13 protein-coding genes and 1 pseudogene are annotated in these 13,724 nt (G+C 62.3%); 6 read left to right on the top strand and 8 right to left on the bottom strand.

Features of this window, described 5'->3' with window-relative positions:
• A partial coding sequence (locus L6D82_RS27170; RefSeq protein ID WP_248285768.1) for a contractile injection system protein, VgrG/Pvc8 family occupies nucleotides 1-397 on the bottom strand: 397 nt, incomplete at its 3' end.
• A gap of 269 nt (nucleotides 398-666) precedes the next feature.
• Between L6D82_RS27170 and L6D82_RS27165 the strand changes: the two genes are divergently transcribed.
• Nucleotides 667-1,659: a diaminopimelate epimerase gene (locus L6D82_RS27165; RefSeq protein ID WP_102688662.1), complete on the top strand. Its 993-nt coding sequence runs from the start codon at nucleotides 667-669 to the stop codon at nucleotides 1,657-1,659.
• A gap of 143 nt (nucleotides 1,660-1,802) precedes the next feature.
• Here the strand turns inward: L6D82_RS27165 and codA are convergent, their stop codons facing one another.
• The 5 genes from codA to L6D82_RS27140 form a co-directional block, all read right to left on the bottom strand.
• On the bottom strand, nucleotides 1,803-3,044 hold the full coding sequence (codA, locus tag L6D82_RS27160; RefSeq protein WP_236192026.1) for a cytosine deaminase: 1,242 nt from the start codon (nucleotides 3,042-3,044) through the stop codon (nucleotides 1,803-1,805).
• A 13-nt stretch (nucleotides 3,045-3,057) separates the two neighbouring features.
• Entirely contained in the window at nucleotides 3,058-4,329 is a 1,272-nt protein-coding gene (gene codB / locus L6D82_RS27155; protein WP_102688664.1) for a cytosine permease, read from the bottom strand.
• Between the two features lie 172 nt (nucleotides 4,330-4,501).
• Entirely contained in the window at nucleotides 4,502-5,314 is an 813-nt protein-coding gene (locus L6D82_RS27150) for an alpha/beta fold hydrolase (RefSeq protein ID WP_102688665.1), read from the bottom strand.
• Between the two features lie 85 nt (nucleotides 5,315-5,399).
• Nucleotides 5,400-5,756 (bottom strand): 6-carboxytetrahydropterin synthase QueD, encoded by a 357-nt coding sequence (gene queD / locus L6D82_RS27145; RefSeq protein ID WP_007955941.1) that lies wholly within the window; start codon nucleotides 5,754-5,756, stop codon nucleotides 5,400-5,402.
• 86 nt (nucleotides 5,757-5,842) lie between these two features.
• Nucleotides 5,843-6,922, bottom strand: coding sequence for a patatin-like phospholipase family protein (locus L6D82_RS27140; RefSeq protein WP_129974348.1), 1,080 nt, complete (start codon nucleotides 6,920-6,922; stop codon nucleotides 5,843-5,845).
• A 146-nt stretch (nucleotides 6,923-7,068) separates the two neighbouring features.
• On the opposite strand from L6D82_RS27140, the gene L6D82_RS27135 reads away from it, so the two are divergent.
• Genes L6D82_RS27135 through L6D82_RS27120 form a run of 4 tightly spaced genes read left to right on the top strand, consistent with a single transcriptional unit; the run spans nucleotide 7,069 to nucleotide 9,670 of the window.
• Entirely contained in the window at nucleotides 7,069-7,377 is a 309-nt protein-coding gene (locus L6D82_RS27135; protein WP_011335107.1) for a PepSY domain-containing protein, read from the top strand.
• A complete protein-coding gene (locus tag L6D82_RS27130) occupies nucleotides 7,377-7,688 on the top strand; it encodes a PepSY domain-containing protein (RefSeq protein ID WP_039770259.1) in 312 nt (103 codons plus the stop codon). Before L6D82_RS27135 ends, L6D82_RS27130 begins: the two co-directional genes overlap by 1 nt.
• Nucleotides 7,689-7,691: 3 nt before the next feature.
• On the top strand, nucleotides 7,692-8,360 hold the full coding sequence (locus L6D82_RS27125) for a response regulator transcription factor (protein ID WP_011335105.1): 669 nt from the start codon (nucleotides 7,692-7,694) through the stop codon (nucleotides 8,358-8,360).
• The gene (locus tag L6D82_RS27120; protein ID WP_236192025.1) at nucleotides 8,357-9,670 is read left to right on the top strand and encodes a sensor histidine kinase; all 1,314 of its coding nucleotides are present in this window, start codon (nucleotides 8,357-8,359) and stop codon (nucleotides 9,668-9,670) included. The genes L6D82_RS27125 and L6D82_RS27120 overlap by 4 nt, the downstream gene beginning before the upstream one ends.
• A gap of 201 nt (nucleotides 9,671-9,871) precedes the next feature.
• Here the strand turns inward: L6D82_RS27120 and L6D82_RS28805 are convergent, their stop codons facing one another.
• Together L6D82_RS28805 and L6D82_RS28800 are read right to left on the bottom strand one after the other, a co-directional pair.
• The gene (locus tag L6D82_RS28805; RefSeq protein WP_371807414.1) at nucleotides 9,872-10,627 is read right to left on the bottom strand and encodes a methyl-accepting chemotaxis protein; all 756 of its coding nucleotides are present in this window, start codon (nucleotides 10,625-10,627) and stop codon (nucleotides 9,872-9,874) included.
• Between the two features lie 102 nt (nucleotides 10,628-10,729).
• Nucleotides 10,730-10,876: pseudogene (locus L6D82_RS28800) on the bottom strand (HAMP domain-containing protein); the annotation flags it as partial.
• Between the two features lie 1,457 nt (nucleotides 10,877-12,333).
• Between L6D82_RS28800 and L6D82_RS27110 the strand changes: the two are divergent.
• Nucleotides 12,334-13,650 (top strand): Na+/H+ antiporter family protein, encoded by a 1,317-nt coding sequence (locus tag L6D82_RS27110; RefSeq protein ID WP_102687106.1) that lies wholly within the window; start codon nucleotides 12,334-12,336, stop codon nucleotides 13,648-13,650.
• Nucleotides 13,651-13,724: the final 74 nt, after the last annotated feature.

The following is a 13,724-nucleotide window of genomic DNA, read 5'->3' as shown; positions in this document are numbered from 1 at the left end:
TGTAGGCGTTGCCCTTGATGCCGTGCTCGTCGAGGATCAGCGCGATGATTTTCGGCGCCGACATCTGCTGGTAGATGCGCTGGTTGGTGCGGTGATGCAGGTATTGCAGCTGCGGCACCAGCGAGACTTTGTAGCGGGTCAGGCGCTTGCCGGCATCACCTTGGGCGACGCGGTAGATCTGGCCGTGGATACCGGAGCCTTGTGGATCGAGGGCGAGGAACGCCTGTTTGTGCAGGAGTTTTTCCAGGTCCAGATCCGGGTTTTCGCTGACCAGTTCCAGGTCGAAACGAAACGGCTGGCTGATGCCTTCGGTGCCGGTGAACGACAGGACTTGCAGGTCGCCCACGTAGTCTTCAACGGTCAGGCTGAAGTGCGTTTCGTTGGCTGGACTGAACATTTGACGCTCCTTGAGGTGAAACTGAATCTCCTGAAAGTTCTAACCTCGGCGAAAGCCTGATCCAGAACCGAGTCGGATCATAAAGGCTTAAAGTTGCGCAAAAAGTTGCGCACATGCCCTGAAAGCCGCGGTTCATAAGGCCTGTTCGAAGTTGCTACGAGATGTTTCTTGGCAAAGTGATATCACTTTCGCTGATATTTCCACGTGATTGTCGATACCGTCAGGCGATACAGTGGAGCGCAGACAGCAACCTGAACGCAGGAAACGAGATGGCAACGTTTTACGATGCGCGCGGCAATATCTACGGCGTGGTTTCACCCCTACAGGTACGTGAGGCGGGCATCGACCTGCCGGCCAACGCACAAGAGGCGGCGTCATCCAGAGCCATCTGGAGCGAGCAGACCATCGCGACATTCTGCCAATGGCCTGATTCAATCCGGCCCGCCGGAGCCAGGCATCATCGCAGCGATGGCTTGCTGATCGGCCCTTTTCAGTCCTTGGCACCCTTTGATCTGCTGATCGTCAACACCGACGGCACGCTGGCTGAACGCAGCGGCAACGGTCTGACGATTTTTTCTCAGGCACTGCTTGAGCAGGGGCTGATGCCAGAGCAGGGCGCATCGTTGCAGGTGCATCACGACAAACAGGATGCGCAGTCGCCCGTGCCGATCTCGGTCAAGCCGGCTGAGGTCGCGGGCGTGCAGGGCTTCTGGCTGGATCTCGGGCAACCCGGATTCGGCCCGGCAGCCGTCAGTGCGCTCGGCGTTGAACCGGTGCCGTTCAATGGTGTGGAAATCAGCCGTGTTCGACCGTTGGCGCAACTCGATCCCGGCTGGGCACACAGTCAGTTCGTGAGAATCGGCAATCCGCACTGCGTGACGCTGCTGGAGGACGAGGCGGCATTGCCGAGCAACGAACAGATGCTTGAGTCGCCGCTGGCGGACAGTCTGACCGCCATCGCCTTCGCCGTGCCCACCGGCGCCGGCCAGCCGTGCCCGGCCGGGGTAAACCTGCAATGGGCGATACGTGCTGGCGATCAACGCATTGTGGCGCGGGTATTCGAACGGGGCGAAGGCCCGACCGCCTCATCCGGCACCAGCGCCAGTGCAGTGGCAAGCGCGGCGTGGCGGGTGGGCTGGGTGTCTGCGGGAGAAGTGCAGGTGGTGATGCCCGGCGGAACCGCGCCGATCCTGCTGGAGGAGCGCGACGGAGAACTGCTGCGAGTGCGCCTGTTCGGCACGGCGCACACGACAGAAAAGTGAAGTCCCTTTCATGATCGTCCCCCCGGGAACGATGGATCCCTTGGGCTTTACTGTGAGCCGGTTCGAGGCGGTTGTCGCCTGTCAGATCTGACAGGCTGGCTCTTTCGATTCGCGATAAAACCGGCGCGAGCAATAACCGCCACTCAACCCTCCACGAACTCCACCACCGGCATCTGCCGCTTCATCAGCACCTCGCCATTGCGGATCGAGTACAGCGGCAGGCCCTGGCTGCGGATCACTTCGTAGTCGCTGTCCGCCGACAGGATCAGCAGGTTGGCCGGGCGGCCCTGTTCCAGGCCATAGCGTTCGCCAAGGTGCATGGCCTTGGCGCTGTTGTCGGTGACCAGATCCAGCGCGCTTTGCAGGTTGCGGTAACCGAGCATGTGGCAGATGTGCAGGCCGGCTTCGAGGACCCGCAGGATGTTGCCGTTGCCCAGCGGATACCACGGATCGACGATCGAATCCTGACCGAAACAGACGTTCATCCCGGCTTCGAGCAGCTCGTTGACGCGGGTCACGCCCCGGCGTTTCGGGAAGTTGTCGAAGCGCCCTTGCAGGTGAATGCTTTCGGTCGGGCAGGAGACAAAACTGATCCCCGAATGCCCGAGCAGGCGGAACAGTTTGGCGCAGTAGGCGTTGTCGTAGGAGCCCATCGCCGTGGTGTGGCTGGCGGTCACGAGGGCGCCCATGTCGCGGCTGCGGGCCTCTTCGGCCAGCACTTCGAGGAAGCGCGAATGCGGATCGTCGGTTTCGTCGCAGTGCACATCCACCAGACAACCGGTGCGCTCGGCCAGGTCCATCAGGAATTTCACCGAGCTGACACCTTGGTCGCGGGTGTACTCGAAATGCGGGATCCCGCCGACCACGTCAGCGCCCATACGGATCGCTTCTTCCATCAGCTCGCGCCCATTGCGGAACGATTCGATGCCTTCCTGGGGGAACGCGACGATCTGCAGGTCGATCAGGTGACGGCTTTCCTCGCGCACATCGAGCATCGCCTTGAGCGCGGTGAGTTGCGGATCGGTGACGTCGACGTGGGTGCGCACGTGCTGGATGCCGTGGGCGGCGAGGGTCTGAATGGTTTTCTTCGCCCGGGTCTTGGTGTCTTCCTGGGTGATGGTGACCTTGCGCTCGCCCCAGCACTCGATGCCTTCGAACAGCGTACCGCTCATGTTCCAGCGCGGCTCGCCGGCGGTCAGGGTGGCGTCGAGGTGAATGTGCGGCTCGACGAAGGGCGGCACCACCAGGTTGCCGCCGGCGTCGAGGTCGTCGGGGCCCAGGGTCGGCGCTTCGGTCTGGCGCGCGATGCTGCGGATCAGGCCGTCTTCGAGGTGCAATTCGTGCAGACCTTCCTGGTTGCGCAGTCGGGCGTTGATGATGTGCATCGGGCGAATCCTTTTATAGATCTTGTAGAGGGGCGGCCGCGTTGCGGGCGCCGAGCAGGCCGGTCACTGCGATATACGTTAACGCGGCAACGGCGATGCCGACCAGCGGCGCGACCCACGGCGAGCCGAACGCCGCGACGGTACCGGCCGCGTAAGCCGCGAGCCCCGGCCAGTTGAACGCCGGTAACCGTGCGTCGGCCAGACGCGGATAACGCCCGCGCCAGCGGTAGAAAAAGTCCGCCATGATCACGCCGCCAATCGGCGGGATCACCGTGCCGAGCAGGATCAGATAAGGCACCAGCATGTCGTACATGCCCAGCAACGCGAGCGCGGTGCCGATCACGGCGCCGGCCAGGGTCACGGTCTTGCGGCGACCGGTGCGCAGCAGGTTGCAGCCGGCGACGGCGAAGTTGTAGATGGTGTTGTCCTGGGTACTCCAGATGTTCAGCAACAGCATCGCCATCGCCGCCATGGCGAAGCCCTGCAACAGCAGCACTTCGACCACGTCGGGCTGTTGATAGACGATCGCACCATAGGCACCGATCAGCACCATCAGGCCGTTGCCGATGAAAAAACCGATCAGACTGGCCAGCACCGCGACCCGTGCCGAACGGGAAAAACGCGTCCAGTTGGTGGCCTGGGTCGCGCCGCTGACGAAGGTACCGAATACCAGCGTGATGGCGGTCGACCAGTCCAGCGAACCGCTGGGCACGACGCTGAGCAAACCGTCGAGGCCGCCGACTTTCACGGTCGCGACCCACATCGACAGCATCAGCAGCAACATCATCGCCGGCACCGCGATGTACGACAGAATCTCCAGCCCGCGATAACCGACATACGCCGTGGCGCAGAACACCAGGCCGAACAGCACCATCAGCCCCAGCACCGTGGCTTCGTTCAAATCGAAATACTTGCCGAGCACCACCGCCGCCGTCGCGGTGCCCCAGGCGTACCAGCCGATCTGGGTGAACCCGAGGATCAGGTCGCTGAGCTTGCTGCCGACTTCGCCAAAACAGAAGCGCCCCATCAGCACCGAATTCAGCCCGCTTTTGAAGGCGATGTAACCCAGGCCTGCGGCGTACACGCCGAGCAGCAGGTTGCCGATGATGATGACGGCGAGCATTTCGCCGAAGTTGAACGCCACGCCGAGCTTGCCGCCGGCAAACATGGTTGCGGTGAAGAAGGTGAAGCCCAGCAGCACCATCGCCGTGGAGGCCAGGCCTTTGCGCGCGTGCATCGGCACTTCACTGAGGGGGTAATCGTTGCCGGGATCGTTTTGCGTCATGGGGCGTTCCTTGCTGGAAAGGGGAGGACGCGAAGTGGTTGCAGCGGTCGTGCCAAACGCAATGTTGCGGGTATTTATAGACGAGGCACGGATGATCGGCGCGAAAGCAGTGCATCGGGCGCCGCACCGAACCATGTGGGAGCAGCTGTTCCCACAGGGTCACGGGATTGGATCAGAGGAACCGCAGCAGCGCGGCGACTATGGCTTCAGGCGCATCTTCCTGCACCAGATGCCCGGCATTCGGGACCGGATGAAACTGCGATCCCGGAATCATCTTGTGCAACTCACGCCCGCGTTCGATGGGGATCCACTGATCCTCTTCGCCCCAGAGAATCTGCACCGGGCAACGGATCGTCGGGTACAGCGGCTGCGCCTCCAGCGTGTAGCGCTGATCCATCTGCGCGATCTGCCGGTAGAACGCCGCTTGCCCCGGATCGCCCAGCCACGGCTGGACGTAGGGCGCCAGTTCATCGTCGGGAATATCCCGCTGGATCGCCCCGCGAATATAGGTCGGCACAATGGCGCGCTGGATGTAATCCGGCAGGCCGCCGAACGCCGCTTCATGCTGGCGCACGTGCTGCACGAACGGCGAACCCCAGGGTGTCAGCGCGACTGGGTCGATCAGGGTCAGGCTGCGGTAATCCTTGCCGTTGAGCAGGTGCGCGCGCAGCACGGTGGCGCCGCCGAAGTCGTGGGCGACCACGTCCGGGCGTTGCAGATTCCAGTGATCGAGCAACTGCGCAAGCAATTCGTTCTGCACGCCGAGGGAGACATCGGCGTCCGGTTGCTCGGATTGGCCGTAGCCCAGCAGATCGAAGTAATGCACCCGATGCGTGGCGAAAAAGTGCGGCGCGATGCGGTGCCACACGTAAGACGAGAAGGGCGTGCCGTGCACGAACACCAGCGGCGGGCCGTCGCCGCGCACCCCGTGGCGAATCTGTCGCCCGTTGAAATCAAAGATCTGATCCAGCAGCCAGTCCCTCATGGGCCTGTCCTCTTGGCGGGTTCGAGCCAAAAAGCATAGGCGTAAAAAAACCACCGGTCTCGGTGGTTTTTTTGTGTCGCGGGAATTACTCGCCGCGATAGATGCAACCGCTGGTGCAGGTCTCGTGGATGCGGATCGCACTGAGTTCCGGCAGCAGGGGCTTCAATTCATTCCAGATGAATTTGGCCAGCACTTCGCTGGTCGGGTTCTCGAGGCCCGGAATGTCGTTGAGGTAGTTGTGGTCCAGACGCTCGTACAACGGCTTGAAAATCGCTTTGATCTCGGAGAAATCACGGATCCAGCCGGTGTGCGGATCGAGGTCGCCGCTCAGGTGAATCGCCACTTTGAACGAGTGACCGTGCAGGCGTCCGCACTTGTGGCCGTCCGGTACGTGGGGCAGGCGGTGGGCGGATTCGAACGTAAATTCCTTGAAGATTTCCACAGTGATTTCAGCTCTGTTCAGATGGCGTTCGCCGCAGCGAATTCGGGCAGGCGGCGAGTTTATCAGCTTGTTCCCGGCTGTGCTGACTAAAGGGTCAGCAAGCGCTCGGCGAGGCGACCATTGGCAGTCAGTTCAAGGAACTCATCACCCAATCGGCGACTTTCGTCCATCGCCGCGCGCCAGTATTTCTGCCGGCTCGGCGCATCGCCCATGAAGCGTTTGAAGTCGTTACGGTCGGGGAGTTTGCCGTAGGGCAGGCGCGCCAGGTATTCCTTCGATGGCGCCAGCAACAGCACGTCCTGCAAACGCTCGACCGAAGCTTTGCGCCACGGCAGGGTCTTGTCGAACCAGCCCGGAATCACCCGGTCGGTGAAGTGCGGATACAGCACGATGCCGTCGCCGCTGTAGGGCAGGTCGAGGTGATAGTCCAGCAGACCGCCGTCGCGGAACGTGCCGGCACCGGCGCCCGGCAGGTCGCGCACGCCTTCCATGACCATCGGGATCGAACCGGACGCCAGCAGCGCCTGACGCAGGTTGCCGGCATCGAGGGCGACGAAACGTGACGGGAAGTCATTCAGCGCATGCACCGGCGGCGCCAGGCGCGGGTCGTGGATGATCAGCCGTTCGAAGTGCCGCGACAGCCGCGCACGACCCCGCAGGTTGTCGGCGATCACCGAGCCCAGCGCCAGCCCGAGCCGGCCGCGATGGTCGTCCGCCAGCCCGCCGTGGCTTTTGACCACCATGATGTTCAAGCGGTAATGGGCGTTGGTCAGAAGGCTGGTGTCGCGGCCGTCGAGCAGGTCATCGAGCATTCGCTGCGAACTGCGGCTGACGTCGCCGATGGTCACGCCTTTGTTGAAGTTCTGCTCGGTGTACAGATGACCGAGGCGGCGGATGCCTTCGGCGGCGTCCGGCAGACAAGCGCTGGCGAAGCGCCAGGAACCCACCGACGCACCGATCAGCGAACGCTCGCGCGGCGCCGCCGGCAGCCACTCGCCGAACAACGCCAGATCCAGCCCTTGAATCCCCAGCGCCTTTGGCCCGCCGGCAGCACCGGGCAGGGTGCCGACGTCGGCGGCGCTCAGGCCTTGGGCACGAATACGCGCCATGGCCCTGGGGCCGGCCTTGAGGGTGAGGGCAGGGAACTTGATGTGAATGGCGGTCATACCGGTCTCGATCGTTAGCAAGCGAAAGATTATAAGCACATGTTGCCGTGGCTGCAGGAGCAGGCCCAATGATGGCCATTCAGTTTCAGTTAAGTTCGCACCGTTAAGGTGCCGACCGTAGCGACACATAAAAATACGGAGACACCATGAAAACCCTGACTGCCCTGACCCTCGCCTCGATCATCGGCCTCGCCGCCAGCACCGTTCACGCCCGCGATCTCGGCCCGGATGAAGCCCTGCGCCTGCGCGACGCTGGTACTATCGTCTCCTTCGAGAAGCTCAACGCCACCGCGCTGGCCAAACACCCGGGTTCGACGATCACCGACACCGAGCTGGAAGAACAGTACGGCAAGTACATCTACCAGATCGAACTGCGTGATCCGCAGGGGCTGGAATGGGATCTGGAACTGGATGCGGTGAGCGGGCAAGTGCTCAAGGATCATCAGGATACGTAATGAAGGTTAATGTTCGCGCCACCCGCCGTACGGCATTGGCGCTGGTGATGTTTTGCTCGACGGCGATGGCCCGCGACCTGGGGCCCGACGAAGCCCTCAATCTGCGCAAGCAGGGCGTGATCCTGCCGCTGGAGCAAGTGCTGCAGCAGGCGATGGATCGTTATCCCGGCGCGAAACTGCTGGAAGTCGAGCTGGAAGAAAAACACGACGTCTACATTTATGAAGTCGAGTTGCTGACCGTCGAAGGTGTGGCCCGCGAGCTGCACCTGAAGGCCGACACCGGTGAACTCGTGAAAGACAAGGAAGATTGACCGATGCGCTTGCTTCTGGTGGAAGACCACGTACCGCTGGCTGACGAACTGCTCGCCGGCCTGCAACGTCAGGGCTACGCGGTGGACTGGCTGGCGGACGGGCGCGATGCGGTCTATCAGGGCAGCAGCGAGCCCTACGACCTGATCGTCCTCGACCTCGGTCTGCCCGGCGTGCCGGGGCTTGAGGTGCTGGCGCAATGGCGCGCCGGCGGTCTGACGATTCCGGTGCTGATCCTTACCGCCCGTGATTCCTGGGCCGAGCGCATCGAAGGCCTGAAGGCCGGTGCCGACGATTACCTGACCAAACCTTTCCACCCGGAAGAACTGTATTTGCGCATCCAGTCGCTGCTGCGCCGTTCCAAGGGCCAGGCCAACCAGCCGACGCTCAAGGCCGCCGGTCTGCACCTGGACGAGGGCCGTCAGTGTGTCGTGCGCGACGGTGCCGATATTCAGCTGACCGCCGCCGAATTCCGTCTGTTGCGCTACTTCATGCTGCACCCGGAGCAGATCCTCTCCAAAAGCCACCTCGCCGAACACCTCTACGACGGCGAGACCGAGCGCGATTCCAACGTGCTGGAAGTCCACGTCAATCACCTGCGGCGCAAGCTCGGCAAGAGCGTGATCGAAACCCGTCGCGGCCAGGGTTATCTGTTTGGCGGACAGGCTTCGTGAGATCGATCCAGCGCCGCTTGAGCCTGGGGTTGATCAGTGTGCTGGTGGTCGTCGGCGTGCTGCTGGCGCAAACCAGTCTGTGGTTGTTCGAAGTCGGATTGCAGCGCTATCTCGAAGCCGGCTTGCGTAACGACAGCGAGAGCCTGCTGGTGGCGCTGGTTCGCGGCCCGCAAGGCTTGCAGCTGGATGAGCGGCACTTGTCGCCAGCCTACCAGCGACCGTTTTCCGGGCATTACTTCCGCATCGATTTCGCCGACAGCCATTGGCGCTCCCGCTCGTTGTGGGATCAGGATCTGCCGCTGCTCGAACGCTCCGGGTTGCACAGCAACCTGCAGCTGGGGCCGGACGGTCAGCAATTATTGGTGCTGCGTTCGGACTATCGACGGCTCGGCCAGTCGATTTCCATCAGCGTGGCCCAGGATTACACGCCGGTGCGCGAGAGCTTCCAGCGCATGCGCCAGATCGGTCTCGGCCTCGGGCTGGCCGGGTTGCTGCTGATTCTGTTGCTGCAACGCCTGACCGTGCGCCGCGCGTTGCGTCCGCTGGAAAAGGCTCGTGAACAGATCGCCCAGTTGCAGCAGGGCCAGCGTTCACAACTCGATGAACAAGTACCGGCGGAGCTGGAACCGCTGGTGGCGCAGATCAACCATTTGCTGGCGCACACCGAAGACAGCCTCAAGCGTTCGCGCAATGCCCTGGGCAATCTCGGGCATGCGCTGAAAACCCCGTTGGCGGTGCTGCTCAGTCTGGCGTCGAGTGAAAGGCTCGACGCGCACCCGGAACTGCGCAAGATTCTCAAGGAACAACTGGAACAGGTTCAGCAACGGCTGAACCGCGAGCTCAACCGTGCGCGGCTCTCTGGCGATGCGCTGCCGGGAGCGTTGTTCGATTGCGACGCCGAGCTGCCGGGGCTGCTGTCGACGTTGAACATGATTCATGGCGAGCATCTGGAGTTGAGTTATGTGGCACCGCCGGGCCTGCAATTGCCGTGGGATCGTGAGGATCTGCTGGAACTGCTCGGCAACCTGCTGGACAACGCTTGCAAATGGGCGGATGCCGAGGTGCGGTTGAGCGTGGTCGAAACGGCCGAAGGTTTTGTGCTGAGCGTGGAGGATGACGGGCCGGGGATTCCCGAGGCGCAGCGGGCTCAGGTGTTCAGCCGGGGAGCGCGGCTGGATGAGCAGACCCATGGGCATGGGTTGGGGCTGGGGATTGTGCGGGATATTGTTGAAACGTGGGGTGGGGTTTTGGTGTTGGGTGAAAGTGAGTGGGGTGGGTTGAAGGTGGAGATTCAGTTGCCTCGGCGGTGAGCTTCAAGAGCCCCCTCACCCTAACCCTCTCCCGGAGGGAGAGGGGACTGACCGAGGTGGATGTTCGAGTCTCACCGACTTGATATATCGAGGTGTACTCAGGCTCCGATAGCAACGGAGATCTGCTCCCTTTCCCCCTCGCCCCCTTGGGGGAGAGGGCTGGGGTGAGGGGGTAAGCTCTTGATCTTCAGCAATCCCGAGTCAAACCCGAAACTGATCCATCAAACTCTGCTGCTGATTCGCCAGGCTATTGAGCGACTGACTCACCCGCGCCGATTCATTCGCCTGTCCCGAGAGCGACTCCGTCACATCACGAATCGTCGCCACGTTGTTGTTGATCTCTTCGGCCACCGCGCTCTGCTCTTCGGCAGCGCTGGCGATCTGCAGGTTCATGTCGCTGATCACCGTCACCGCATCGCCGATCTGGCGCAGCGCGGTAACCGCTTGACCCACCTGTTCGACGCTGCCCTGGGCCTGACGATGGCTGTTGCCCATCGAGCCGACCACGTCCTGGGTGCCGTTCTGCAATTGCTCGATGACCTGACGGGTTTCTTCCACCGACTCTTGGGTGCGGCGGGCGAGGTTGCGCACTTCGTCGGCGACCACCGCAAAACCACGTCCGGCTTCACCGGCACGGGCCGCTTCAATGGCGGCGTTGAGGGCCAGCAGGTTGGTCTGTTCGGCGATGGCGCGGATGGTTTCCAGCACGGTGCCGATCTTCTCGCTGTTGGCGGCTAGGCCTTCGACCTGCACCATCGCCGCGCTCATGTCGGCGGCGAGGGTGTCGATGCTGGCGGTGGTCCGGTCGATCACGGTCAGGCCCTGACGGGTGGCGCGATCGGCATCCTTGGCCGCTTCGGCGGCTTGTGCCGCGCTGCGGGCCACGTCCTGGGCGGTGGCGCTCATTTCGTGGGATGCGGTGGCCACCTGATCGACCTGACGGTATTGCTGCTCCATGCCGGCGCTGGTCTGAGTGGCGATGGCCGAAGACTGATCGGCGGTGTTGCGCGCGTCCTGCACCGAGCGTTTCACCTCGGCGATGATCGGTTGCAGCTTGTCGAGGAAGCGGTTGAACCAGCCGGCCAACTTGCCAAGCTCGTCCTTCTTGTCGTAGGCCAGACGGCGGGTCAGATCGCCTTCGCCGCTGGCGATGTCTTCCAGCATGTGGGCCACGCCGAGGATCGGTTTGGTCACGCTGCGGGCCATCAGCCACACCAGCAGCAGGCCGATCAGCGCGGCGAGCACGCCCAGGCTCAGTTCGATGAGGGTGCCCGAGGTGTTGCTGGCATCCAGTTGCTGCTTGAGCGCTTCGGCGCGGCTGACCAGCACTTTCTCCGGCACATCGAGCAGCACGCCCCACGACGGGCCGCCGGGAATCGGCTGGAACGGCGACAGCACTTTCAGTTGCGCGTTGCTGTGCAGGCTGCTGACGGTGTGGCTCGAAGCGAGCAGGCGCAGCAGCTCGGCGCCGCTGGTGGTGTCCACGGCATCCAGGCGCTGGCTGAGTTTATTGGCATCCGGGCTGTAACCGGCGAGCAGGCCGGCGGGGCTGATGATGCTCACGGCGGTCTGGCCGTCGTAGAGCTTCTTGCTGGCGCTCTGGCTGATCGCTTGCAGGCTGTTGAGGTTGATATCCACCGACAGCGACGCGATGACTTTGCCGTTGACCATCAGCGGGAACACGATGCTGGTCATCAGCACCTTTTGCCCGTCGATCACATAGAAGTAGGGTTCGATCACGCACGGCTTGAGCGTGGTGCGCGGGCAGGTGAACCAGGCGTTGGCGGCCTGGCCGCTGGGGCCGGTGCTGGTGTCGGTCATGTCGCTTTCCGGCAGGGCCATCGAGGTCACCTTACCCGGGGTCGGCTGCGACCAGTACAGGGCGAAGCGGCCCTTGTCGTTGCTGCCGAGTTCTGCCTGGCCGGCAAACAGTTCGTCCTTGCCGTCCAGCGCGTTGGCTTCGAACACCAGCGACAGGCCGAGCAGATCCGGATTGGCCTGCAGCGCCGATTTCACCTGACGGGTCATGTCCTCGCGCAAGTCGAAGGCATCGAGGAAGCGCTTCTCGGCCTGTTCGCGCAGGAACAGCACCTGACGCGAGAACCCGTGGCCATATTGATAGGCGTCCATGAACTGCTGGCGAATGCCCGCTGCCTGGACTTCGCCCTGGGATTCGATGCGGGCCTGGGCCGATTCGGTGAGCATTTCCATGCTCGAAGCTTTCACCAGTTCGGAACTGTGCTCCATGCGATACAGCGAAAGACCCACCAACAGGGTCACGATACCGGCCAGGCAGAGCCCGGCGAGCAGGGTGATTTTCCATTGAATGGAAAGTTGTCTGAGTGACATGGAAACGTCCTTATTCGATAAATATCTGAGACTTTGCACTGTAACGGCCGCGTTTCGGCTTTCTTTATGGCGTAAATGCAATAGGGCGAATTGACGCATGTTGTGGCGGATATGCCTTGTTCAGCGGATTGATCATGGAAAGTTACACAGTGTTGCGACCAGTCGCTTTGACACTGCGCCCGCGCTGCGGCACAGTGCGCGCCCTTCTAATAAGACCCTCTATGCAAATCCGCTGGCGACCCTCGTGGCTTGTCGGCCGGACTCATCCTGTCTGGCGGTGAATGGCTTTACCGTCGTGTTTTCGAGGTAGTGAAATGAATGCAGTGATTGCTGCGGTCGGCGTCATGCTGATCCTCAGCCTGTCCCGGGTGCATGTGGTGATCGCGTTGATCGTCGGTGCGCTGGTTGGTGGCCTGACCGGTGGTCTGGGCATCGACGCCACGCTCAAGGCCTTCAACAGTGGCCTGGGTGGCGGGGCGACAGTGGCGTTGTCCTACGCGTTGCTCGGCGCTTTCGCCGTGGCGATTGCCAAGTCCGGTCTGGCCCACGCGCTGGCCGACAAGGCTCTGGCGATGGTCGACCGCCAGCATGCGACCGGTGGCGGCAGCGTCAAATGGATGCTGATCGGCCTGCTGTGGGTGGTGGCGATCGCGTCGCAGAACATCCTGCCGATTCATATTGCGTTCATTCCGCTGCTGGTGCCGCCGCTTTTATATGTACTGACCAAGCTGCAACTGGACCGCCGGTTGATCGCCTGCGTCATGACCTTCGGCCTGATCACGCCGTACATGTTCCTGCCGGTTGGCTTCGGCAACATTTTCCTCAACGAGATCCTGCTGGCCAACGTTGCCCGCAGTGGCGTGGACATCAGCGGGATCAACGTCACCCATGCCATGGGGATTCCGGCGCTGGGCATGCTGGTGGGGCTGGGCATCGCCTTTATCAGTTACCGCAAGAAGCGCGTATACGACCTGGGAAAAATCGAGCAGGTCGAGCAGGTGGCAGTGCAGTACAACCCGCGCAGTCTGTTGATCGCCGGTGTCGCCATTGCCGCAGCTTTCATTATTCAGTTGCTGCTGGATTCGATGATTATCGGGGCGCTGGCCGGTTTCCTGATCTTTTCGGCGTCGGGCATCGTCAAATGGCGCGAGACGGATGACCTGTTTACCGAAGGCATGAAGATGATGGCGATGATCGGCTTCATCATGATCGCCGCTTCCGGATTCGCCGAAGTGATGAAGGCCACTGGCGAGGTGCAGACGCTGGTCGAGTCTTCGGCGTCGTGGATCAACCACAGCAAGGGCATCGGTGCGTTGCTGATGCTGCTGGTCGGTCTTCTGGTGACCATGGGCATAGGCTCGTCGTTTTCCACGGTGCCGATTCTGGCGGCGATTTTCGTGCCGCTGTGCGTGCAACTGGGTTTCAGCCCGATTGCCATTGTCTGCATCGTCGGCACGGCCGGGGCCTTGGGCGATGCCGGTTCGCCCGCGTCAGACTCGACCCTTGGCCCGACCTCCGGTCTGAACATCGACGGCCAGCACCACCACATCTGGGACACCGTTGTTCCGACCTTCCTGCACTACAACCTGCCGCTGCTGGCGTTTGGCTGGGTGGCTGCGATGGTCCTTTAACTCCCGTGATCGTTCCCACGCTCTGCGTGGGAATGCAGCCCGGGACGCTCCGCGTCCCAAAGCGTGACGCAGAG

Source organism: Pseudomonas paraglycinae (assembly GCF_021601625.1).
Classification (GTDB): Bacteria; Pseudomonadota; Gammaproteobacteria; order Pseudomonadales; family Pseudomonadaceae; genus Aquipseudomonas; species Aquipseudomonas paraglycinae.
The sequence above is the reverse complement of the archived record's forward strand: the minus strand, read 5'-3'. Positions and strand labels throughout refer to the sequence as shown.

Excerpts from the sequence above, each read along its gene's own strand:
- L6D82_RS27165 (WP_102688662.1), top strand. The coding sequence starts at position 667 with ATGGCAACGTTTTACGATGCGCGCGGCAATATCTACGGCGTGGTTTCA.
- codA (WP_236192026.1), bottom strand. The coding sequence starts at position 3,044 with ATGCACATCATCAACGCCCGACTGCGCAACCAGGAAGGTCTGCACGAA.
- codB (WP_102688664.1), bottom strand. The coding sequence starts at position 4,329 with ATGACGCAAAACGATCCCGGCAACGATTACCCCCTCAGTGAAGTGCCG.
- L6D82_RS27150 (WP_102688665.1), bottom strand. The coding sequence starts at position 5,314 with ATGAGGGACTGGCTGCTGGATCAGATCTTTGATTTCAACGGGCGACAG.
- L6D82_RS27140 (WP_129974348.1), bottom strand. The coding sequence starts at position 6,922 with ATGACCGCCATTCACATCAAGTTCCCTGCCCTCACCCTCAAGGCCGGC.
- L6D82_RS27135 (WP_011335107.1), top strand. The coding sequence starts at position 7,069 with ATGAAAACCCTGACTGCCCTGACCCTCGCCTCGATCATCGGCCTCGCC.
- L6D82_RS27130 (WP_039770259.1), top strand. The coding sequence starts at position 7,377 with ATGAAGGTTAATGTTCGCGCCACCCGCCGTACGGCATTGGCGCTGGTG.
- L6D82_RS27125 (WP_011335105.1), top strand. The coding sequence starts at position 7,692 with ATGCGCTTGCTTCTGGTGGAAGACCACGTACCGCTGGCTGACGAACTG.
- L6D82_RS28805 (WP_371807414.1), bottom strand. The coding sequence starts at position 10,627 with ATGGAGCAGCAATACCGTCAGGTCGATCAGGTGGCCACCGCATCCCAC.
- L6D82_RS27110 (WP_102687106.1), top strand. The coding sequence starts at position 12,334 with ATGAATGCAGTGATTGCTGCGGTCGGCGTCATGCTGATCCTCAGCCTG.